General features: G+C 66.2%; 17 protein-coding genes. 6 read left to right on the top strand and 11 right to left on the bottom strand.

The window, feature by feature from the left end; all coding sequences use genetic code 11:
• Positions 1 to 117: 117 nt before the first annotated feature.
• The 3 genes from PI990_RS26655 to PI990_RS26665 form a co-directional block, all read right to left on the bottom strand.
• Complete coding sequence (locus tag PI990_RS26655; protein WP_271658977.1) at positions 118 to 822, bottom strand: OmpA family protein; 705 nt, start codon at positions 820 to 822, stop codon at positions 118 to 120.
• Positions 823 to 904: 82 nt separating this feature from the next.
• Entirely contained in the window at positions 905 to 1,549 is a 645-nt protein-coding gene (locus PI990_RS26660) for an MBL fold metallo-hydrolase (protein ID WP_021222290.1), read from the bottom strand.
• 48 nt (positions 1,550 to 1,597) lie between these two features.
• On the bottom strand, positions 1,598 to 2,617 hold the full coding sequence (locus tag PI990_RS26665) for an AraC family transcriptional regulator (RefSeq protein ID WP_271658978.1): 1,020 nt from the start codon (positions 2,615 to 2,617) through the stop codon (positions 1,598 to 1,600).
• A 133-nt stretch (positions 2,618 to 2,750) separates the two neighbouring features.
• On the opposite strand from PI990_RS26665, the gene PI990_RS26670 reads away from it, so the two are divergent.
• Positions 2,751 to 3,584, top strand: a complete 834-nt coding sequence (locus PI990_RS26670; RefSeq protein WP_043239880.1) for a metal-dependent hydrolase — start codon at positions 2,751 to 2,753, stop codon at positions 3,582 to 3,584.
• A gap of 355 nt (positions 3,585 to 3,939) precedes the next feature.
• On the opposite strand, the gene PI990_RS26675 is transcribed toward PI990_RS26670, so the two are convergent.
• Both PI990_RS26675 and PI990_RS26680 read right to left on the bottom strand, forming a co-directional pair.
• On the bottom strand, positions 3,940 to 4,881 hold the full coding sequence (locus PI990_RS26675) for an alpha/beta fold hydrolase (RefSeq protein WP_021222287.1): 942 nt from the start codon (positions 4,879 to 4,881) through the stop codon (positions 3,940 to 3,942).
• A gap of 70 nt (positions 4,882 to 4,951) precedes the next feature.
• On the bottom strand, positions 4,952 to 5,617 hold the full coding sequence (locus PI990_RS26680; protein ID WP_021222286.1) for a TetR/AcrR family transcriptional regulator: 666 nt from the start codon (positions 5,615 to 5,617) through the stop codon (positions 4,952 to 4,954).
• 89 nt (positions 5,618 to 5,706) lie between these two features.
• Between PI990_RS26680 and PI990_RS26685 the strand changes: the two genes are divergently transcribed.
• Entirely contained in the window at positions 5,707 to 6,561 is an 855-nt protein-coding gene (locus PI990_RS26685) for a hypothetical protein (protein ID WP_043239871.1), read from the top strand.
• A gap of 3 nt (positions 6,562 to 6,564) precedes the next feature.
• On the opposite strand, the gene PI990_RS26690 is transcribed toward PI990_RS26685, so the two are convergent.
• The 4 genes from PI990_RS26690 to PI990_RS26705 form a co-directional block, all read right to left on the bottom strand.
• Positions 6,565 to 9,303 carry a LuxR C-terminal-related transcriptional regulator gene (locus PI990_RS26690; RefSeq protein ID WP_271658979.1) on the bottom strand — a complete coding sequence of 913 codons (2,739 nt, stop codon included), beginning with the start codon at positions 9,301 to 9,303 and terminating at the stop codon, positions 6,565 to 6,567.
• Positions 9,304 to 9,451: 148 nt separating this feature from the next.
• Positions 9,452 to 10,819: a DUF1329 domain-containing protein gene (locus PI990_RS26695; protein WP_021222283.1), complete on the bottom strand. Its 1,368-nt coding sequence runs from the start codon at positions 10,817 to 10,819 to the stop codon at positions 9,452 to 9,454.
• A 25-nt stretch (positions 10,820 to 10,844) separates the two neighbouring features.
• A complete protein-coding gene (locus PI990_RS26700) occupies positions 10,845 to 12,743 on the bottom strand; it encodes a DUF1302 domain-containing protein (protein WP_271658980.1) in 1,899 nt (632 codons plus the stop codon).
• A 244-nt stretch (positions 12,744 to 12,987) separates the two neighbouring features.
• Complete coding sequence (locus PI990_RS26705; protein WP_271658981.1) at positions 12,988 to 14,670, bottom strand: fatty acid--CoA ligase; 1,683 nt, start codon at positions 14,668 to 14,670, stop codon at positions 12,988 to 12,990.
• Positions 14,671 to 14,851: 181 nt separating this feature from the next.
• Between PI990_RS26705 and PI990_RS26710 the strand changes: the two genes are divergently transcribed.
• Positions 14,852 to 16,027, top strand: coding sequence for a thiolase family protein (locus PI990_RS26710; RefSeq protein ID WP_271658982.1), 1,176 nt, complete (start codon positions 14,852 to 14,854; stop codon positions 16,025 to 16,027).
• Between the two features lie 81 nt (positions 16,028 to 16,108).
• Here PI990_RS26710 and PI990_RS26715 read toward each other — a convergent pair whose 3' ends face one another.
• Entirely contained in the window at positions 16,109 to 17,293 is a 1,185-nt protein-coding gene (locus PI990_RS26715; RefSeq protein WP_271658983.1) for an MFS transporter, read from the bottom strand.
• Between the two features lie 89 nt (positions 17,294 to 17,382).
• Here PI990_RS26715 and PI990_RS26720 point away from each other — a divergent pair, with 89 nt between their 5' ends.
• Positions 17,383 to 18,165, top strand: coding sequence for an AraC family transcriptional regulator (locus tag PI990_RS26720; RefSeq protein ID WP_271658984.1), 783 nt, complete (start codon positions 17,383 to 17,385; stop codon positions 18,163 to 18,165).
• Between the two features lie 109 nt (positions 18,166 to 18,274).
• Here the strand turns inward: PI990_RS26720 and PI990_RS26725 are convergent, their stop codons facing one another.
• On the bottom strand, positions 18,275 to 18,904 hold the full coding sequence (locus PI990_RS26725) for a LysE family translocator (RefSeq protein ID WP_271658985.1): 630 nt from the start codon (positions 18,902 to 18,904) through the stop codon (positions 18,275 to 18,277).
• Between the two features lie 79 nt (positions 18,905 to 18,983).
• Between PI990_RS26725 and PI990_RS26730 the strand changes: the two genes are divergently transcribed.
• Both PI990_RS26730 and PI990_RS26735 read left to right on the top strand, forming a co-directional pair.
• Positions 18,984 to 19,949 (top strand): 2-hydroxyacid dehydrogenase, encoded by a 966-nt coding sequence (locus PI990_RS26730; RefSeq protein ID WP_271658986.1) that lies wholly within the window; start codon positions 18,984 to 18,986, stop codon positions 19,947 to 19,949.
• A gap of 49 nt (positions 19,950 to 19,998) precedes the next feature.
• On the top strand, positions 19,999 to 20,994 hold the full coding sequence (locus PI990_RS26735; protein ID WP_271658987.1) for a class I SAM-dependent methyltransferase: 996 nt from the start codon (positions 19,999 to 20,001) through the stop codon (positions 20,992 to 20,994).
• Positions 20,995 to 21,130 lie beyond the last annotated feature (136 nt).

The raw sequence follows: 21,130 nt of genomic DNA on the forward strand, positions 1-21,130 counted from the left end.
AACCATGTCGGCAGTCTAGTCAGGAATCGGCACCATGGCCTTGCGCCAGCAGGGAGACGACGGACGGCATGAAACGACAAGGCCCCCGAATGGGGGCCCTGTGCTGGAGCGGGGGAATCAGTAGCCCTGTTGCTGGGGCACCTGGGCGTTGGGCAGCGGGGTGAGCTTGATCTCCACGCGACGGTTCTGCGAGCGGCCCGCATCGGTGGCGTTGCTCGCCACCGGCTGGTCCGGGCCCATGCCACGGGAGCTCAGGCGCGCACCGTTGACGCCCTGGGCCATCAGGTAGTTGGCCACGCTCTGCGCGCGCAACTGCGAGAGGTTGACGTTGTACTGGTGGCTGCCGGTGCTGTCGGTGTGACCGACGATCTCGATGTTGTTCTGGTCGTACTGCTTGAACGAGTTGGCCAGGTTGTTCAGCGGCGTATAGAAGTTGCTAGCGATGTCTGCCGAATTGGTGGCGAAGGTGATGTTGCCGGGCATCACCAGGTTGATGTTGTCGCCCTGGCGCTGCACCTGCACGCCGGTGCCTTCCATGCTGCGACGCAGCTCCGCCTCCTGCCGGTCCACGTAGTAGCCGTAGCCCGCGCCAGCGGCGCCGGCCACAGCGGCGCCGATCAGCGCCCCCTTGCCACGCTTGTCGTGGTTGATGGCAGCACCGGCGACGGCGCCGGCCAACGCGCCCAGGCCGCCGTAGGTGGCGGTCTTGCTCATGCCCTGGCGGGGCGCCTGGCCCTGGTTCTCGTAGGGGTTCTGCGAAGCACAGCCCGACAGCAGGGCGACGGCGGTAGCGGCGATGATCAGGCGACGCGTGGTGAACATGGACTTTCTACTCCTGAATGATCGACAGCCCCGATGGACTGACGACGATTAGAGCATGGCCCATGCTGGAAATTCCGTGGCCTCAGGCACGGATGAACGGGTTTTCGCGCATCTCGTCGCCCAGCCGGGTATCCGGGCCATGGCCGGTGACCACGGTGGCCTCCTCGTCCAGGCTGTAGAGGCGCTGGCGGATGGAGCGCTCGATGGTGGCGTAGTCGCCGCCCCACAGGTCGGTGCGGCCGATGCCACGGCGGAACAGCGTGTCACCAGCGATCAGCAGGCGCGCCTCGGGGAACCAGAAGCTCATGGAACCCGGCGTGTGCCCGGGGGTGTGCAGGGCCACGCCGCAGCCACAGGCCAGCTCCTCGTCATCGGCCAGCCACTGGTCGGGCGCCGGCACCGGCTTGTAGGGCACGCCGAACATGCGGCACTGCATCTCCAGGTTGTCCCAGAGGAACTGGTCTTCCTTGTGCAGGTGCAGGGTGGCGCCGGTGGCTTTCTTCAGCTCGCCGGAGGCGAGGAAGTGATCCAGGTGCGCGTGGGTGTGGATGATGCTCACCAGCTTCAGGCCATGGGCCTCCAGCCGCGCGATGATCTGCTCGTGGTTGCCGCCCGGGTCGACGACGATGGCCTTCTTGCTGATGGGGTCGCCGATCAGCGTGCAGTTGCACTGCAAGGGGCCGACGGGGAAGGTCTCGCGGATCAGGGTGGGGTGCGCTGCGGTCATTGCCGGTCCTCCAGGCCAGGTCGCCGACCTCTGTGCGGGCCGGTCGGATCAGGGGTCAGCACGATAATCGCTGGGCAGCTTGCCCGTCCATTTCTTGAACGCGCGACGGAAGTTGGAGGGATCGCTGAACCCCAGCAGGCTGGCGATTTCGAACAACGGCAGGTGGGTGGTGGTGAGGTACTGCAGGGCCAGGCCCTTGCGCACCTCGTCCTGCACCTGCTGGTAGCTGGTGCCCATGGACGCCAGGTGGCGGCGCAGGCTGCGCCCGCTGGTGTGCAGCGAGCGCGCGGCGCTGTCGAGGTCGGGGAAGTCGCCGGGGCGCGCCAGCAGCAGGCGGCGAACGCGGGTGAGCAGGGCGTCCTGCACGTCGAGGGTGGCCAGCAGCGCTTCGCACTGCTGCTCGCACATTTGCACCGTGGCCGGGTTGGCCAGGGCCATGGGGCGGTCGAGGTAGTGCTTGGGCAGGCTCATCCAGTGGTAGGGCTGCTCGAACTCCACGCAGCCGCCGAACACTTCGGCATACCGCGCCGCATGGGCCGGCGCCGGGTGCGCGAAGCCCACCGCGAGGCCGCGCAGCTCCTCGCCCAGGAGGAAGCGGGCGATGGTGTAGAAGCTGGTCATCAGCCCCTCGCCGGCAAAGCGCCCCAGGGGGCCCATGGGGAAGGATTCGGCGGCGCGCAGTTGCAGGCAGTCACCCTGCTCCACCAGCTCCAGCTCATAGGCGAGACCGAGCACCCGGTAGTACTTCATGGCGAATTGCAGGGCACGGCCCAGGTTGGCGCTGGAGAGCACCGCATAACCGAGGATGCCGTGGGTGGACACATTCAGCCGCTGGCCCAGCACCAGGCCCAGCGCCGGCTCGTTGCACAGCACCAGGGCCGCGCTGGCCAGCAGGTTGAAGTCGATGAAGGACAGGCGGCCGTTGGGGCTCTGGAGGATTTCCGGGCGCACCCGGGCCTGGGCGAACAGCGTTTCACGGGGCACACCCAGCTCTTCGGCCAGGCTCAGCAGGGCCTCGGCATAGGCGACGGGCACCAGTTCGGCGGAGAAGGTCAGTGGCTGTTTCATCGTTCTTCTTATTGGTCAGCTGGATCAGCGGTGGCCGGATATGACCCCGTTATTGGCAGAAGATAACCTTGTCCGACAAAACCCGGCAAGCCAAAGTTGGAGCGTGGTTTCTGCATAGACTCAGGGAGTCCCCATGACCAGCACGACCCCAGAAGGATTGGTAATCCGCCCGCGTCACATGGATTTCGACCTGCCCAATCCGCTGCCGCGCCACTGGCACAGTGGCAACGCCTTCAAGACCCATCTGTTCGACGCCATGTCGGTGCTCTTCCCCGACGGCGAGCGCTTCTTCATCGACTCGGTGCGCAACTTCCGCGAGGAGATCACCGATCCGGTGCTGAAGGAGCAGATCCGCGGCTTCATCGGCCAGGAAGGCCATCACAGCCGCGAGCACCTGGAATACAGCAACCGGCTGCGCGACCTCGGCTACGACATCGGCCGCATCGAGCGTCGTGCCCAGGCGCGCATCCGCTACACCCAGAAGAAGTTCTCCAAGCGCCGCCAGCTGGCCGCCACCGCCGCCCTGGAGCACATCACCGCGATCATGGCCGACGGCCTGCTGAAGAACCCCGAGCACATCGCCGGCGCCCACCCGACCCTGGCCCGTCTGTGGCGCTGGCACGCGCTGGAGGAAACTGAGCACAAGGCGGTAGCCTTCGATGTCTACAACCAGGTCTGCGGCAGCCGCACCCTGCTGCGCCGGGCGATGATCATGGGCACCTTCTTCTTCATGCTCGACACCCACCGCGGCCTCATCCACATGCTCAAGCGCGACGGCCTGCTGTGGAACTGGCGCGTCTGGCGCGACGGCTTGAGCTGGATGTGGGGCAAGAACGGCATGTTCCGCCAGCTGATTCCGGCGTACATGGACTTCTTCAAGAAGGGCTTCCATCCCTGGCAGCACGACAACCTCGAACTGCTGCACAAGACCCGCGAGGAGTTCGACGGCGTGCCTGCGGCGGCGTGATTCCTCGGTGTTAACGCAACGGCCCTTCGGGGCCGTTTCCGTTTTGGAGAAGGGCTTCGCGAGCAGAGCTCGCTTCTACGGGTGGGACACTCCTGCGCGGAGCTCGAAGCCCCGTCGTAGGGTGTGCTGCGCGCACCGGGAAATTGAAGCGCACACTTATCCAGAACCAGGCGAAGACGTTGGAGCAGAGAGAGAACGGTGGGCTGAAGCCCACCCTACACCCACCCACGCCCACTCCGCCCACCCCATGCCACCCCACACCATCCTGCGATTCTGCGCCCACGCAAAAACGCTGCTCACCGGGAAGTTATCCACAGCCGGGAGCAGCGCTCGGTCGAGCCTTAGCTAGCGGGCGTCAGCCCTGCAGGAAGCGCAGCGCATCCGCTGCCGTCTGCTCGGGAATCTCTTCCATGGGGATGTGCCCCACGCCGGGGTAGGTGCGCACCTGGATGCCCGGCAGGTCGCGCTTCCACAGCGGCACGTGCTTGGGCGAGATCCAGCGGTCGCGCTCGCCCCACATCAGCAGGGTCGGGGCCTTGATGGCGGCGACGCGCTGGCCGGTGCCTTCCAGCTCGTCCTTGTTGACCTTGAGCAGCACGCGGAAGATTTCCATCATCGCGCGGCGGTTGCCCGGGCGGCGGCTGAGGTCGTAGTAGCGGTCCACCACGCCGGACTTGATGCGCCCGGGCTCGCCATAGACTTCCTTGATGCCCTGGGCGATGAGCGCGCGCGGCATCCACATGGGCATGGCCACGGTGGAGCCGGGCAGCGCGGCAGAGGCGATCATCCAGGGCACCTTGCGCATCTGGTAGCCGGCCGGGTCGATCAGTACCAGCTTCTCGACGCGCGCGGGCTGGGCCAGGGCGAAGTTCCAGGCGATGTAGCCACCCAGGGAGTTGCCGGCGATGGAGACCTTGTCGATGCGCAGGTGGTCCAGCAGCAGGCCGAAGATGCGGATCATCCGCTCGCCGGAATAGTCACCGCTGCGCTTGGGGCCGGTAAGGCCGAAGCCGGGCACGTCGAAGCGGATGATGCGGTAGTGCGGGGCGAAGGCCGGTACCCAGTCGTCCCAGGTGTGCAGGGAGGCGACCACGCCGTGGATCATCACCAGCACCGGCTTGTCGCGGCTGCCTTCGTCGCGGTAGTGGACGTTGAAGCCGTCCAGCTCGATGAAGCGCGAGCCGCTGTCGGCGCTGGCGTAGCGCGCCTTGAGGCGATCCAGTGGCAGGGAGCCGAAGCCCAAGCGGGAAAAGCCGGCCGCGAGCGGCGGCGACATCGGCAGGCTGGTAGCGGACATGCAGGCACCTCGTGATTGTTATTGTCGAGGCCCTTATCAGATCACGGGGTTGCTGGCCATGCGCCCCAACCTAGGTAGAGCGTGGACGCAGGGCGGCGATCAGCAGGTCGCCCAGTACCGCGCGGGCGTGCTCGATGCGCTGGCGGCTGGCGGCACCGCCGAGCAGGTCCATGGACGCCGCCTCCAGGGCCCAGATCAGCGCGCGGAAGGTCAGCGGGTCCACCACCTGGCCGGTGGCCTGGAGGCGTTCAGCGAGCAGCGCGGCCATCTCCAGGTGGGCGCGCTGGCGGTGGGCGGCCAGGGGCGAGTCGGTGCGCATGGCCTCTTCCTGCATCAGGCGGATGATGGGCCCCACGGCCAGGTGATAGTCGAAGAAGCAGCGCACCATGTCGCGCAGCCAGGCCTCGTCGCTGCCGGCCGCGGCGCGCATGCCACGGAAGCGATTGAGCAGCAGCACCACGGCGGTCTGGTAGATGCTTTCCAGCACATCCATCTTGTTGGAGAAGTGCTTGTAGAAGGTGCGCCGCGAGACCTGGGCCGCTTCCAGCAGGTCATTCACCGTGGTCTCGCCGATGCCCTTGCGGGCGAACACCGGAATGGCCGCCAACTGGATGTTGGTGCGCAGCAGATGCCCCACCAGCGGGCCTTCCGCCTCGGCCTGCTGGCGCGCCACGGCACCGTAGCCACCGAGGTCTTCGAATACCGCGAAGATCGCCCCGCGCTCGCTCTCGTCCATCACCCTCACCCCAACCAAGGCGCGGGTGACGGGGCGCCACCGCCCCGCTACTCTTGGCGCGCCCCTTCCCGCTGGAATCTTCCGTGTCGATGAAGCTATCACGCCGCCTGCCCTGGCCGCTGGCCATCCTTTTGCTGGTCCTGGCGCTGCCTGCCCCGGCCGCCGAGCTGTTCTACCTGGGGCAGAAGATTCCCGACATCCAGCGCCCGTGGAACAGCCACGACTACCAGCAATTGATCGATGCCCTGGACAAGGTCGACCGCACCCAGGTCAACGCCCTGCCCCGCCGCAGCGGCGAGTTCACCGGGCCCATCTACACGCGGATGATCAGCGAGGAGAACTTCAAGCCGCAGCTGAACATCTACGCGCCCCTGGAGCTGCGCCAGAACGAGGCACGCGAGGTGCTGTTCCGCCTCAAGGAATTGATGCGCCTGTACTTCGACTTCAAGGCCGCGCAGCAGCCCTACGGGGCCGAAGCCCTGGGGCTGATGAGCTATTCGATGCGCCAGCAGGCGATCCTCTTCACCCTCACGGTGGAGTTCTGGATGACCCTGTCGGAGAGCGAGCAGAGCAAGCCGGTGCGCTTGCAAGGCCTGCAGGAAACCAAGGACGCCGCGGCGATGCTGACCTCCAGCGCGCTGGACTACCTGGGGCTGACCAAGCAGTTCAACCGTGAGGACCTGGTGCTCTACGCCGCCGAACTGGGCAAGCAGATGCCCGAGCTGTTCATCCACCTGCGCAGCGACGTGCGCGCGCAACTGATGGCTCGGGTGGGCGAGTTGGCGGAAAAGCACCCCTACGCGGAGGTGCGCAGCAGCATGGCCGACCTGCTGCCGATGCTGGCGGCCATCCAGCAGGATGTGGAGCGACAGCTGGCCCAACCACTGCCGGCCGGCAAGCCCAAGCCGGCGCTCGATCTCTCGGCACCGGCTGCGCCGCAGTAGCCCTCAGCGCAACAGGCCGAGGGCCTTGGCCCGCGCCACCGCCTGGGTGCGCCGCTCCACGCCGAGCTTGCCGTTGATGTGGCGGGCGTGGGTCTTGACCGTGTGCAAGGAGATGAACAGCCGCTCGCTGATTTCCTGGTTGGAGCAGCCCTGGGCGATCAGTTGCAGCACCGCCAGCTCACGCGTACTCAACGCATCGCTCCCGGCCAGTGGCGCCTCGCTGGCAGCCGGCGCTTGCGCTTCCGGCAACAATGCCAGCAATGCCGCGGCCTCAAGGGCCGAGCGCACCAGCAGTTGCTCACGCAGCCAGGGGCCTTGGTGCGACAACAGCTCATGGAAGGGCAGCAACGCGCCACCGGGCAGGGATTCCAGGGCACTGCCCAGCAATGCGAGAGCGTCCTTGTCGCGCCCTCCGACACGCAGCAATTGCGCCAGGTGCAGCTGTGCCACCTGCGCCATGAGCGCGCCGCCACTTTCCTTGGCCCGCTGCACCAGCGCACGTAAACGCCGTTCGGCTTCGCCGCTGCGCCCTTCGATCCGGGCCAGGGCGGCCTGCTGCAATTCGATGTGCAGCGGCAGCTGCGGATGGAATTCGGGGGCAGCGGCGGCCTGCTCGCCGCTGTAGGTTTCCGCCAGGCGCGAAAGCCAGGCCGAGGCCAGCTCGACCTGCCCCTGCACCAGCCAGAGTTCGCACTTCACCAGGGTGATCATGGCCAGGTAGTACACCGGCGGCACGTCCCAGATGTGCATCAACCGCTCCGCTTCGGCGAGCAGGGCGAAGGCCGCCGACAGGCGCCCTTCACGGCCTTCCAGGCTGGCCAGCACGCTGTAACCGATCAGCAGGCTGATGTCGCGGCAGGCACGCGCCTCGGCGATCCCGGCCAGCAGGCGGCTGCGCGCCGCCTGGGGTTGCAGGCGCACGCAGAGCAGGTAGCCCTCGTAGATGGCCAGCCGCGCCCGGGCGGCATAGAAGCGCTGGGACGGCAGGCCGCGCAGGCGCTCCTGGCCCTGGCGCACCTCATCCAGCGCACGAAGGATTTCGCCACGGGCCTGCAACACCCGCGCGCGGTCGTAATGGGCCAGGGCTTCGAACAGCGGGTTGCCAACCCGTTGCGCCAACTCCAGCGCCTCGCGGTTGAGGCCCCGGGCACGCCACAGGTCGCCCCGGGCGACGGCGATGTTGGCCAGGGTGGACAGGCACAGCAGGCGCTGGCCATAGCGCTCCTGGGACAGCGCGGTCAGCGCCTCGGCGCAGTGCCGCTCGGCCAGGACGATATCGCCACGGCCCCGGGCGATGACCCCGCTCAAGGCCAGCCACTGGGCGATCAGCCCCTGCTGCGCCTGGGCGTTGGGGGCTGGCAGGAAGCGTACGAGCTGGGCGCCTAGCTCCTCGGCGGCGTCCAGTTGGCAAGCCAGGGCCAGGGCCAGGCTGTAGAGCATGATCAGCCGCGGCGTGCTGACCAGCAGGCTATCGGGCAGGTCCATCTTCCAGCGCAGCAGCATGGCGATGTTCTGCTCGGCCAGCAGTTGTTCTTCGGAGAGGTTCTGCACCAGGCTGGCAGCGACGTCCGGCTGACCGGCGCGCAGGGCCTGTTCGATGGCTTCGTCCAGCAGCCCCTGGGCACTGAACCAGCGGCAGGCGCGCAGGTGCAGGCTGGCCTGGGGAATGGTCGCCGCGTGGGCCGGCCGGGCCCGCAGCAAATCGGAAAACAGGTGGTGATAGCGGAACCAGTGGCCGTGCTCGTCCAGCGGTACCAGGAACACCTGGTGGGCCTGCAGGTGCTGGAGGATGCCGGCGCTGCCATGGCCGTCACGCACCGCATCGCACAGCTCGGCACAGAAGCGGTCGAGGCAGGCGGTCTCATAAAGGAAGGCCTGCACCTCGGCACTCTGCCGTTCGATCACCTCTTCCAGCAGGTATTCGCGGATCAGCCCCTCGTCACCGTGGGGGCCACGCGCCAGGGCATCGGCGTCGCCTTCGTCCTGGCTGGCCAGCAACCACAGGCGCAGGCCGGCGGCCCAGCCCTCGCTGCGTTGCAGCAGGTTCTCCAGGTGGGCGCCATCCAGGCGCGCGCCCTGGGCCTGGAGCAACGCGGTGCTTTCGGCGTCGGTCAGGCGCAGGTCATGTTCGTTGAGTTCCACCAGTTGCCGCGACAGGCGCAGGCGCGCCAGGTGCCAGTCGGGGCGCTGACGGCTGGTGACCAGCAGCACCAGGCCTTCCGGCAGGTGGTTGAGGAAGAACTGCAGGCAGCGGTCGAGCACCGCGCCCTGGGCCAGGTGGTAGTCGTCGAGCACCAGCAACAGTGGCTGCTGGCGGTCCAGGCGCTGGCCAAGCTCGTCGAGCAGGCCGTCGATCCACTCCTCGAAGGCGAAGGGCTGGTGGCGCTGGCGCATCTTCAGCAGGCCCATGGCCTCCTCGCCCATCCCCGGGAAGAACTGGCGCAGCCCTTCCAGCAGGCGTTCGAGGAAGCGCCCGGGGTCGTTGTCACGACGCCCGAGCCCGAGCCAGAGCGCCTGCCAGCCCTCCGGCAGGCCTTCGCAGAATTCGATGGCGAGCGAGCTCTTGCCGAAACCGGCGGGGGCGCTGACCAGCAGCAGGCGGCCGCCCAGGCCGGCGGCCAGGCGGTCGCACAGGCGCGGGCGCGAGAGGTGCCCGGCCGGCAGCGGAGGGCGGAAAAAGCGTTCGCCGGCTACCGGTACGGCAGCGGGCGCGAAGGAACGCGAACTGGATAGATCGGTCATCAACCCGGCTTCTAGGAATGGTTATGCCGCGGGGGCGTGAGCGCTGAGGCAGCCTAGCCTTTCGGTCCGCCCATTTGTAGTCCCTTGGGAAAGTACAGACAAGAAAAAGCCGGCCCGAAGGCCGGCTTGTTTACGCGGTATTACAGGATCAACGCACGCCAGCCTGACGCAGAGCGGCCGGGGTGTAGTCGCTTTCCGATGCGCTGTAGTTGAAGTCGTAGGATTGTTTCTCCTCGTTCTTCATGCCCAGGGCCAGGTAGCGACCGGACAGCAGGTCGTACAGAGTTTCCACGGCGTACCAGGGTACTTGCTTGTCGTAGTAGTACTCCGAGTGGGCCTCGGCTACGCGCCACAGGGTGCCACGGCCGTCGTAGTGGTCGATGGCGGCGGCTTGCCAGGTGTCTTCGTCGATGTAGAAGTCACGCTTGGCGTAGATGTGGCGCTCGCCGGACTTGAGGGTCGCGACGACATGCCACACGCGGTGCAGCTCGTAGCGGGTCAGGTCCTGGTTGATGTGGCCGGCCTTGATGATGTCGGCGTACTTCAGCTTGGGCGAGTCCAGGCGGTAGCTGTTGTAGGGGATGTAAATCTCCTTCTTGCCTTCCAGCTTCCAGTCGTAGCGGTCCGGCGCACCGTTGTACATGTCGAAGTTGTCGGAGGTACGCAGGCCGTCGGCGGCGGTACCCGGGCCGTCGTAGGACACCTGCGGGGCGCGGCGTACGCGGCGCTGACCGGCGTTGTACAGCCACGCCAGGCGAGGTTCCTTCACCTGGTTGAGGGTCTCGTGCACCAGCAGCACGTTACCGGCCAGGCGCGACGGAGCGGTCACACGCTGCTTGAAGTAGAACAGCACGTTGCTCGGCTTGCTCGGGTCGTAGTCCTTCAGCTTGTCGCGGAAGGTGAACTCGTCCTGGAAGTACACCAGGCTGTAGGAGCCGTTGGGCTGCGGGGTCGCCTGGGTCACCAGACGGCGCACGCTGCCACCGCGGTAGCGGGTGATGTGGTTCCAGATCGCTTCCAGGCCGTTCTGCGGGATCGGGAAGGGGTTGGCGGTCTTGAAGTTCTCCAGACCGTTACCGCCCTCCACCAGCTTGGTGTTGGCCGCGTTTTCCTTGGCTGCCGCGATCACGTTCGCCGGTACGGTGGCCGTACGGTGGGTGGTGAACACCGGCATCTTGTAGGTTTCCGGGTAGCGCTTGAACATCGCGTACTGGCCGGGGGTCAGCTTGTCCTTGTACTGCTCGACGTTCTGCGCGGTGATGGTGAACAGCGGTTGCTCACTGGCGAAGGGATCGGAAACGAAGCCCTTGTCGTCCACCGGGCCGGCGTTCTGCGGCAGGCCGCCGGTCCACTCGGGGATGCTGCCATCGGCGTTACCGGCCTTCTCGGCGCCCAGCGGGGTCAGGGTGGTGCCGATCTTGGCCACCTGGTCGGCCGGGGCCGCCGCCATGACGGCGGTGGCCAGCAGGGACAGCGCCAGCGCACCGGTTTGCAGCAGGTTCTTTGTTGTTTTCATAGGTGATTCCTTAGTTCCGGGCCGCTTAGAAGTTCACGCCAAAGCTGAGCGCGAGGAAGTCGCGATCGGTCAGGGTGTTGTACTTGCCGTCGAAGAAGTCGGTGTAGGCAACGCTGGCGGTGTAGGTGTTCTGGTACTCGGCATCCAGACCTACGCTGACGGCTTTGGCGCCCTCGGTGAACAGGCCGTTGGGGCCGTAGCCATTCACGTCATGCGACCAGACGATGTTCGGCTTCAGGTTCACACCAGCGAAGGCATCGTTGTAGTCCCAGACAGCGCGGATGCGATAACCCCAGGAGGTGCTGGTGGTGAAGCCATCGTCTTCGCAGTACTTGCTGACGTTGGCGCCCGAGGTGCCAGCGCCGGAACCGTTCAAGGTGCCTTTGTTCAGACCCACACAAGTCGCGTTCGCCGCGCTGGCACCGAATACCGGGCCAGCAGTGTTGCCCAGGCTGCCAGGCAGCGGGCCGGGGCCGAACACGGGGTCACGGCCGTAGCGAACATCGGAGCTGCTTTCCAGCCCACCGACGTGAACAACACCGACCTCACCGATCAGCGTCATCCGGGAAGCACCCATGACTTGATCGAAGAAGTGAGTGAAGGTGGTCTGGAACTGAGTGATTTCCTTGCGGCGGTAGCCGTGCTGGTCCTGCCCAGGCGTTCCCTGCAGCAGGGAAACGTTACCCCGGCCCGGCAGTGGCGTCAGACCGGAATACAGAATGTCGGTGCTGTTCAGCTGTACCGGAGCATTCGGGCGATAGCTCAACTCGCCACTCCACGCGGTACCGGTGGGCAGGGTGGTGGAGAAGCTCAGGCCGTAGAGCTGGATGTCCTCGGGGTACTCCATGAAGTACTGCGATCTGCCTGCCACGACCAGCGGAGTGAACGCACCACCCGGACCTGCGGAGGCGTATGCACTGGCAGGTGCGCCCGTTGCGCTAAAGATCGGCGCACGGCTGTGGTAGTTCATGAAGTAGGCGCCGAATTCGGTATCCAGCGGCTCGAAGAAGTAACGGAACGCGGTGCCCCACTGGCCACCATCCCGTGCATCACGGTCAGCACCACGGCGAACAAGAACACCTTCCTGGTTGATGTCCACACCCAGTGCAGTTAGAGCGGGAATGGCGGCAGACAGAGTCGAGGCCGTGTTGAGCACGCGGAGATTGTTGCTGCAACCGTCAGCGACGATATCCGGCTGAGCGAAGAAGGTGCCGCAGTTGTCCACTACGGTCTGGTCCCACTCCAGCTGATAGAAGGCTTCAGCCGAGAGGTTCTCGGTCAGGCTCTGGGAGATGTAGAACATGTTGACCGGAATCAGGCCTTCCTTGATCTCGGCGCCAGGGCGACGGAACGCGGAAACGTCGATCGGGTTGATCGAGTTGATGCTGTTGCCGATGAAGGTGCTCTCACCCCAACTTACGACCTGCTTGCCGAGACGCACCGAGCCGGGCATGTCTGCAATGTCGTAGTTGTGATAGACGAAGGCGTCGAGAATCTGCGCGCCGGAGGACTGAGCGCCTTCCTTGCGGTTGTGATCGTCGATGTCCTTGAACAGACGGCTTTCGTCCTTCAGCTCGAAGTCGTACCAGTACTTGCCACGGACGAAGACGCCGGTGTCACCGTACTTCAGCTCGAGGTCGTGGATGCCCTTGAAGATCTTCGAGAAGGTTTCGCCCTTCTTGAAGTTCAGGTGGGAGTCATCGGAGGTCTGCGACAGGCCGCGACCGCCGTTGTTGGAACCGATCAGGTCCTTGTCCGGGCTTGCCATGGACCAGCTTGCACCGACCGACAACGAGGAATCGAACTGCCCCTCGATCTCGCCGATATTGAACGTTACGCCGAATGCCGGGGCGGCGAGAGTGGATGCGAGGCTGACGGCCAGTGGCAGTCGTGCCAGGCGCCAGAACGGTTTTCTTGTTGTCATCGACGCTACTCCATGTGTGTTTTTTTGTTATGGATTGGTGCGGACTATAGCCAGGAGGTAGTAGTGCTTGATCCCTCTAAAGTGTGATTTGCAGTCCGGCGAGCACTCTGGCTCGCAGGTTTGCAGACTAGCCCGATCTGGCGATTGGTAAAGCCGGGGTGAGCTGGCGCGGAGCCAGCAAATAACAAGCCAAGCGTTTGCTTGGTAGACAGGCCGGGCCTTGCGGGACCCGGCCAAAAGCGGCTCAGAGAGCGGAGAGGAAGGTGCTGCCCGTGGCCTGCCACTGGGCGATATCGACGCGGATGCGTTTCTTGTCCAGCTTGCCTACGCTGGTCTTGGGAATTTCAGTAACAACGGCGATCTGGCTGGGAATAGCCCACTTATTGATGTGACCTTGCTCTACGAAAGGCTTGAGGTGCTCCTTCAGCGTCTTGGCATCCAGGGCCTGCCCGTCACGCAGCACCAGCAGGGCGAAAGGCCGCTCGCCCCACTGCGGATCGGGCACCCCGACCACCGCCACTTCGCGCACCGCCGGGTGGCGGCTGACCAGGTCCTCCAGCTCCAGGGAGGAGATCCATTCGCCGCCGGTCTTGATCACGTCCTTGATGCGGTCGCGGATGTCGATGAAGCCCATGCCGTCGATGGTGGCGACGTCGCCGGTGTGCAGCCAGCCACCCTCCCACAGCTCCTGGCTCTTCTCCGGTTCGCGGAAGTAACCCTGGGTCAGCCAGGGTGAACGCAGCACCAGCTCGCCCTGGGACTCGCCATCCGCCGGCAGGAACTTGCCCTCGGCGTCGATGATCGCCGCGTCCACCAGCGGCACTGGTACGCCGGCCTTGATGCGGTAGGTGGTGCGCTCGTCTTCGCTGCCGGCCAGCAGTTCGTCGTTCATGTGCGCGCAGGAGATCATCGGGCAGGTCTCGGACATGCCATAGGCCGCCGTCAGGTGGATGCCCCGCGCCTTGGCCGCTTCATACAGCGAACGGTTCAGCGAGCTGCCACCGATGATCAGCTTCCAACCATTGAAATCCACGCCCTGGGCGGCCTTGGCGTTCATCACCATCTGCAGGATGGTCGGCACGCAGTGGGAGAAGGTGACCTTCTCGCGACGCCACAGCTCCACCAGCAGTTCCGGATCGTAACGCCCGGGGTAGACCTGCTTGACCCCCAGCATGGTGGCCACATAGGGCACACCCCAGGCATGCACGTGGAACATCGGGGTGATGGGCATGTACACGTCGTCGTTGGCCATCAGGCTGGGGCTGTGCACCGAGCCCATCATGCTGGCCATGGCCATGGTGTGCAGCACCAGTTGGCGGTGGGTGAAGTACACGCCCTTGGGGTTGCCGGTGGTGCCGGTCGTATAGAAGGTGGTGGCGAGGGAGTTCTCGTCGAAGTCGGGGAAGTCGTAGCGGGTGGAGGCGGCGGCCATCAGGCTTTCGTATTCGCCGACGAGGTTCGGCAGGTCGGCACTCTTGTCGGCGGCGTCGGTCAGCAGGAGGGTCTTCTCGACCGTGGTCAACTGGCCCTCGATGGCCTTGTAGATCGGCACGAACTCGCTGTTGACCAGCACGAAGCGGTCCTCGGCGTGGTTCATGGTGTAGAGGATCTGGTCCGGGGACAGGCGGATGTTGATGGTGTGCAGCACCGCGCCGATCATCGGGATGGCGAACATGCATTCCAGGTAACGGTGGCTGTCCCAGTCCATCACCGCCACGGTGTCACCCGCCTTTACGCCGGCATCGGTCAGCAGGTTGGCCAGGCGCGCGACGCGCTCGTTGAAGGTGGCGTAGTTGTAGCGGACCAGATCGCGGTAGACGATTTCCCGGGTCTTCTCGTAGCGGCTGCCGGAGAGCAGCAGGCCTTTGATCAGCAAGGGGTACTGGTAGGCGTTGTCGGCCGGTTTGATGACTCGGGTCTGCACCATGGAAATGCACCTGCGCGCGAGGGATGTAGTTATTGATTTCTCCGCACTCTAGGGCCCTGCGTCCAGGCATAAATCAGTCAAAAGAATGATTTGCACGTGACCCTTTGGCCACTTTCGGTCACGAGATAGAATCCGCCCCATCGGCCAGTCTCGGCCCATCACCCGAAGAGGTAGGAACAAGATGTCTGAGATCGTAATCGTCAGCGGCGCCCGCACCCCGATGGGCGGTTTCCAGGGCAGCCTTTCCGGCGTTTCCGCCGTGGACCTGGGCGCGGCGGCGATCCGCGAAGCGGTGGCCCGTGCCGGCATCGACGCCGCCGACGTGCAGGAAGTGATCATGGGCTGCGTGCTGCCCGCCGGCCTCAAGCAGGGCCCGGCCCGCCAGGCCTCGCTGAACGCCGGCCTGCCCGCCGCCACCGGCTGCACCACCATCAACAAGCTGTGCGGCTCCGGCATGAAGGCCGTGATGCTGGCCCACGACCTGCTCAAGGCCGGCAGCAACAGCGTGATGGTCGCCGGCGGCATGGAGAGCATGTCCAACGCCCCCTACGTGCTGGAGAAGGCCCGCACCGGCCTGCGCATGGGCCACGGCGAGATCAAGGACCACATGTTCCTCGACGGCCTCGAAGACGCCCGCACTGGCCGCCTGATGGGCTCCTTCGCCCAGGAAACCGCTGACACCTACAAGGTCACCCGCGAGGAGATGGACGCCTACGCCATCGAGTCCCTCAAGCGCGCCCAGGCCGCCATCGCCGACGGCTCCCTGGCCGCCGAGATCGTGCCGATCACCGTCACCACCCGCAAGGGTGAGACCCTGGTGAAGGACGATGAGCAGCCGCTGACCGCCAACCTCGACAAGATCCCCGGCCTGCGCCCGGCCTTCCGCAAGGACGGCACCATCACCGCCGCCAACGCCAGCTCCATCTCCGATGGCGCCAGCGCCCTGGTGCTGATGACCGCCGAGGAAGCCCAGCGCCGTGGCCTCAAGCCCCTGGCCAGGATCGTCGGCCACGCCACCCAGAGCCAGGACCCGAGCGAATTCACCCTCGCACCCATCGGCGCCATGACCAACCTGTTCAGGAAGACCGGCTGGAGCAAGGACGACGTGGACCTGTTCGAAATCAACGAAGCCTTCGCCATGGTCACCATGCTCGCCATGCGTGAACACGGCCTCGACCACGCCAAGGTCAACGTCTACGGCGGCGCCTGTGCCCAGGGCCACCCGGTGGGCTCCACCGGCTCGCGCATCATCCTCACCCTGATCAACGCCCTGCGTAACAAGGGTGGCAAGCGCGGTGTCGCCTCGCTGTGCATCGGCGGCGGCGAAGCCACGGCCGTGGCGGTCGAGCTGCTGTAAAGCGCTTCCTCGGGAAACGCAAAGGGGCTCCCGGACCACGGTCCGGGAGCCCCTTTTCATTCAGTCTTCATGTCGGCACGCTCAGGCGGGTACCGCCTTCGGCGCATGGGCCGGCGTCCTCGGGAAGACCAGCGCCGCCGCGAAGGTCAGCGCACCGAACACCGCCAGCACCAGGTACAGCCCCACCAGCCCGTGGCGAGGTTCGATGAAGGCGATCATCGGGATGGCCGCCGCACTGGCGCCGAAGGACAGGAAGTAGCGCAGGGCGAAGACCCGCGCCTGCCACTGCGGCGCGACGAAGTTCGCCACCATCGCATCGTTCACCGTCACCTGGCCGAACACCGCGAACATGAAGGCGGCGCCCAGGGCGATCACCGCCCAGCCATCGGCATAGGCCATGGCCACCAGCAATGGCCCCTGGCAGAGGGTCATCACCACGAAGGGCAGTTTCAGGCTGCAACGGTCCAGCACCCGCCCCATCAGCAGTTGCGCCACGGCGCCGAAGGCATAGGCGATGCTGACCACGATGCCCAGGCTCTCGGGCGACGAGAACAGCTCCACCAGGCGCTCCTGGAACAGCTTCGGGTAGGTCATGGTCGAGGCGTTGAAGATCACCCCGCCGGTGGCGGTCACCAGCGCCAGCACGCCGAACACCAGGCGCATCGACACCTGCCCCGTACCGGCACCGCGCTTCGCCCCGGCGGCCGCGACGGGGGCTGCCTCGTCCCGCACGCAGAAGGCGAACCAGACACCGATGGCCACGGCCAGCGCCCCGGGCAGGATGAAGGCCGCGCGCCAGCCGAAATGGGCGGTGAGAAAGCCCGTCAGCAGCGCGGAGAAGGCCACGCCCAGGTTGCCCCACATGCCATTGATGCCGATCTCGCGGCCACGGTTCTGCGCATGGGCCACCAGCATCGCCGTACCCACCGGGTGATAGATGGCGGCGAACACACCCACCAGCGTCAGCCCCAGCACCAGCATCGGCGTGCTGTTGCTCAGCCCGGTGAAGATGGCGGCGGCACCGATACCGATGAAGAACGCCAGCATCATCTGCCGGCGGCTCCATTTGTCCCCCAACCAGCCGGCCGGTAGCGAGCAGGCCCCGAAGGCGATGAAGCCCCCCAGGGACAGGCCGATCAACTCGGCATAGGACAGCCCGAAGGTGGCGGTCATGCCCAGCACGGCGGCGGGGAAGATGAGCATGAACATGTGGTCGATGATGTGGGCGGCGTTGATGAAGCGGATGACGGTACGCGGTCGGTTCATGGCAGTTTCGCTGCTGTTTGGTTGTTGTGGACCGCCATGCTAGGTTGGCCGACCAGCAGCTTTCTGCCAAAAAGATCATCGGATCAGCCATGTTCATCGATCATCTACCGCTGGGCCGGATCGGCGCCGTTGCCCTGGACTATCCCGACAACGCCCATGTCGACCTGCACCTGCACAGCCAGGCGCAGTTCCTCTATGCCGCCCAGGGGCTGATGCGCCTGGTCACCGAGGCCGGCGCCTGGGTCATCCCGCCGACCCGCGCGGTGTGGATTCCGCCGGGCATCGAGCACCAGATCTTCATGTCCGGGCAGGTGCAGATGCGTACCCTGTTCATCGCCGCCGAGGCCGCGCCGCCAGCGCTGGATACCTGCTGCGTGCTGGCGGTGCCGCCGCTGTTGCGCGATTTGATCCTGCGCCTGGTGGAACTGGAGGCACGCGACGCCGACGACGAGCACCGCACCCTGGTGCAACGCCTGATCCTCCACGAGATCGCCGCCCTGGAGCGCATGCCGCTGCACCTGCCGATGCCCCGCGACCGCCGCCTGCAGGCCATCTGCCTGGCACTGCTGGAAACCCCAGAGAGCAGCCGCACCCTCGACGACTGGAGCCTGCAGGTAGGCGCCAGCACCCGCACCCTGTCCCGCCTGTTCGCCCAAGAACTGGGGATGAACTTCAACGACTGGCGCCAGCAGCTGCGCCTCACCGAGGCCCTGCCGCGCCTGCTGGCCGGGCACAGCGTGCAGAAGGTCGCCAGCGACCTGGGCTACGGCAGCGGCCGCGCCTTCAGCGCGATGTTCCGCCGTCTGTTGGGGGAAAACCCGAGGGAATACGTCGCCAGCCTGGGCTTGCTGGCGACGCTGGAGAAGGAGTGAAGCCTGGACTTCGGAGGGTTCAGTGCGGATCGCGGTGATGGGTTTCGCGGAGCTCTACCCATCCTACGAATACGTGCGCCGTGCGGTGCGATGATCGGAGCGCGCTCCCTTACTTCATCGAAGTGAACGCCAGCTTGACGCCGAACCCCACCAGCACCGCGCCCATCAGCCGGTCGAACCAGTGGCCCATGCGGGCAAAGCCGCTACGCACCCGTTGCTGGCTGAACAGCAGGGCCACCAGGCAGAACCAGATGGCCGTGGCGCAAGCCAGGTAGAGGCCGTAGCCGGCCTGGATGGTCAGCGGCGTGTGCGGGTTGATGACCACGGTGAACAGCGAGAGGAAGAACAGCGTCGCCTTGGGGTTCAGGCCATTGGTGATGAAGCCGGTGACGAAGGCCCCGCGCGGGCTGCGCTCGGCGACGGTGAGGTCGGCCTCGGTGGCGACCGGGTCCATCGGCTTGGCGCGCAGGGCCTTGATGCCGATGTACAGCAGGTAGGCCGCCGCCAGCCATTTCAGGGCGTTGAAGGCGACGATGGACTGGGACACGATCAAGCCGATGCCCAGCAGCGAATAGGCCACGTGGACGAAAATGCCGGTGCCCACGCCTATGGCCGTCCAGGTGCCGGCGCGGCGACCGTGGGCAACGCTTTCGCGCACGACGATGGCGAAATCCGGGCCGGGGCTGGCCACGGCCAGCAGGTGGATCAGGGCAACGGTGAGGAATTCCGCCCAGTACATGGGACCTCCGAATAATGGGAAAGGCTCTGATAGGCTGGCAACCTTACGCCTACCTCTGCTTTGGAAAAAGGTACAGCTGATGACCAACAGCCTCCGCGCGGTCTTCCTCGACCACGCCTCCCTCGACCTCGGCGATCTCGACCTCGCGCCGTTGCGCCAGCAGTTCGCCGACCTGCAGCTGCACGACCAGACCGGCCACAAGGATGTCGTCGAGCGCCTGCGCGGCGCCCAGGTCGCCATCAGCAACAAGGTGACCATCGATGCCGCCGCCATCGCCGAGCTGCCGGAGCTGAAGCTGATCCTGGTCAGCGCCACCGGCACCAACAACATCGACCTCGCCGCCGCCCGCGCCCACGGCATCACCGTGTGCAACTGCCAGGGCTACGGCACGCCCTCGGTGGCCCAGCACACCCTGATGCTGCTGCTCAACCTGGCCACCCGCTTCCCCGACTACCGCCACGCCGTGCGCCACGACCAGTGGCAGAAGGCGACCCAGTTCTGCCTGCTGGACTTCCCCATCGTCGAGCTGGAGGGCAAGACCCTCGGCCTGCTCGGCCATGGCGAACTGGGCGGTGCCGTGGCGCGCCTGGCCGAAGCCTTCGGCATGCGCGTGCTGCTCGGCGCCCTGCCCGGCCGGCCGCCTCGCGAAGACCGCCTGCCCCTGGCTGCACTGCTGCCCCAGGTGGACGCCCTGACCCTGCACTGCCCGCTCAACGAGCACACCCGCAACCTGATCGATGCCGAGCAACTGGCACTGATGAAGCCCGGCGCCTTCCTGGTCAACACCGCGCGCGGCGGCCTGGTCAACGAACACGCCCTGGCCGACGCCCTGCGCAGCGGCCACCTGGGCGGTGCCGCCACCGACGTGCTGACCCAGGAGCCACCGAAGGACGGCAACCCATTGCTGGCCGTGGACATCCCGCGCCTGATCGTCACCCCGCACAACGCCTGGGGCAGCCGTGAAGCGCGGCAGCGCATCGTCGTCCAGATGGCGGAGAACCTGGATGCCTGGCTGAAGGGAACACCTCGCCGCACGGTCAGCTAAGGCCTAAAAGATTCTGATAAAATTCGCGGTTTTTATCAGGATCTACCCAATGGACCCGCGCAGCGAAGTACTGCTCCGACAGGCCGACCTGTTCCTTGGCCCGCTGCTTCTGGCGGGCCTTCCCGCTGACGACCTGCTGGGCGAACTGCCCCAGGCCCGCGGCTGGACCTGGCACATCGGCGAGCAGACCGCCCTGGAAGCGCGCTTCCCCGGGCGCTGCGAATTCAGCGTCAACGCCCCCGAAGCCCCCTTCGAAGCCGCCGTGCTGTTCCTGCCCAAATCCCGCGAACTGACCGACTACCTGCTTACCGCCCTGGCCGCGCGCCTGCCCGGCAAGCCGCTGTACCTGGTGGGCGAGAAGCGCGCGGGCATCGAACGTGCCGCCCGCCAGCTGGAGCCCTTCGGCAAACCGCGCAAGCTCGACAGCGCCCGCCACTGCCAGCTCTGGCAGGTGCAGGTGGAGCAGGCGCCGGCGGTGCCGGACCTCGAAGCCCTGGCCCAGCGCTACAGCCTCGACCTGGCCGACGGCCCGCTGCAGGTGGTGAGCCTGCCCGGCGTGTTCAGCCACGGCCGCCTGGATCGCGGCAGCGCCCTGCTGCTGGACAACCTGGCCAAGCTGCCCACCGGCAAGGTGCTGGATTTCGGCTGCGGTGCCGGGGTGCTCGGTGCGGCGCTCAAGCGACGTTATCCACAAAGCCAGCTGGTGCTGCTGGATGTCGATGCCTTCGCCATCGCCGCCAGCCGGCTGACCCTGGCCACCAATGGCCTGGAAGCCGAGGTGATCGCCGGCGACGGCATCCACGCGGCGCCCAAGCTGCTCTCGGCCATCGTCAGCAACCCGCCCTTCCACCAGGGCGTGCACACCGACTACCAGGCCAGCGAAACCCTGCTGCGCGAATCCGCCCGCCACCTGCTGGTGGGCGGCGAACTGCGCCTGGTGGCCAACAGTTTCCTCAAGTACCAACCCCTGATCGAACAGACGCTCGGCGGTTGCCGCACCCTGGCCGAAGGGGAGGGTTTCCGCATCTACAGCGCCCGCCGCTGACGGGCGGGCACCCGCGCACCATCCATACTCGAGCGGCACCCGATAGCCGCAACACGCCCGGCGAAGCACCGGGCACCTGGAGTTTTTCTTGACTGACCTCGACACTGCCGCCCCTACCGCCAGCAGCGGCCTGCAC

Source organism: Pseudomonas sp. TUM22785 (assembly GCF_028198105.1).
In the GTDB taxonomy this organism is placed as follows: Bacteria; Pseudomonadota; Gammaproteobacteria; order Pseudomonadales; family Pseudomonadaceae; genus Metapseudomonas; species Metapseudomonas solani.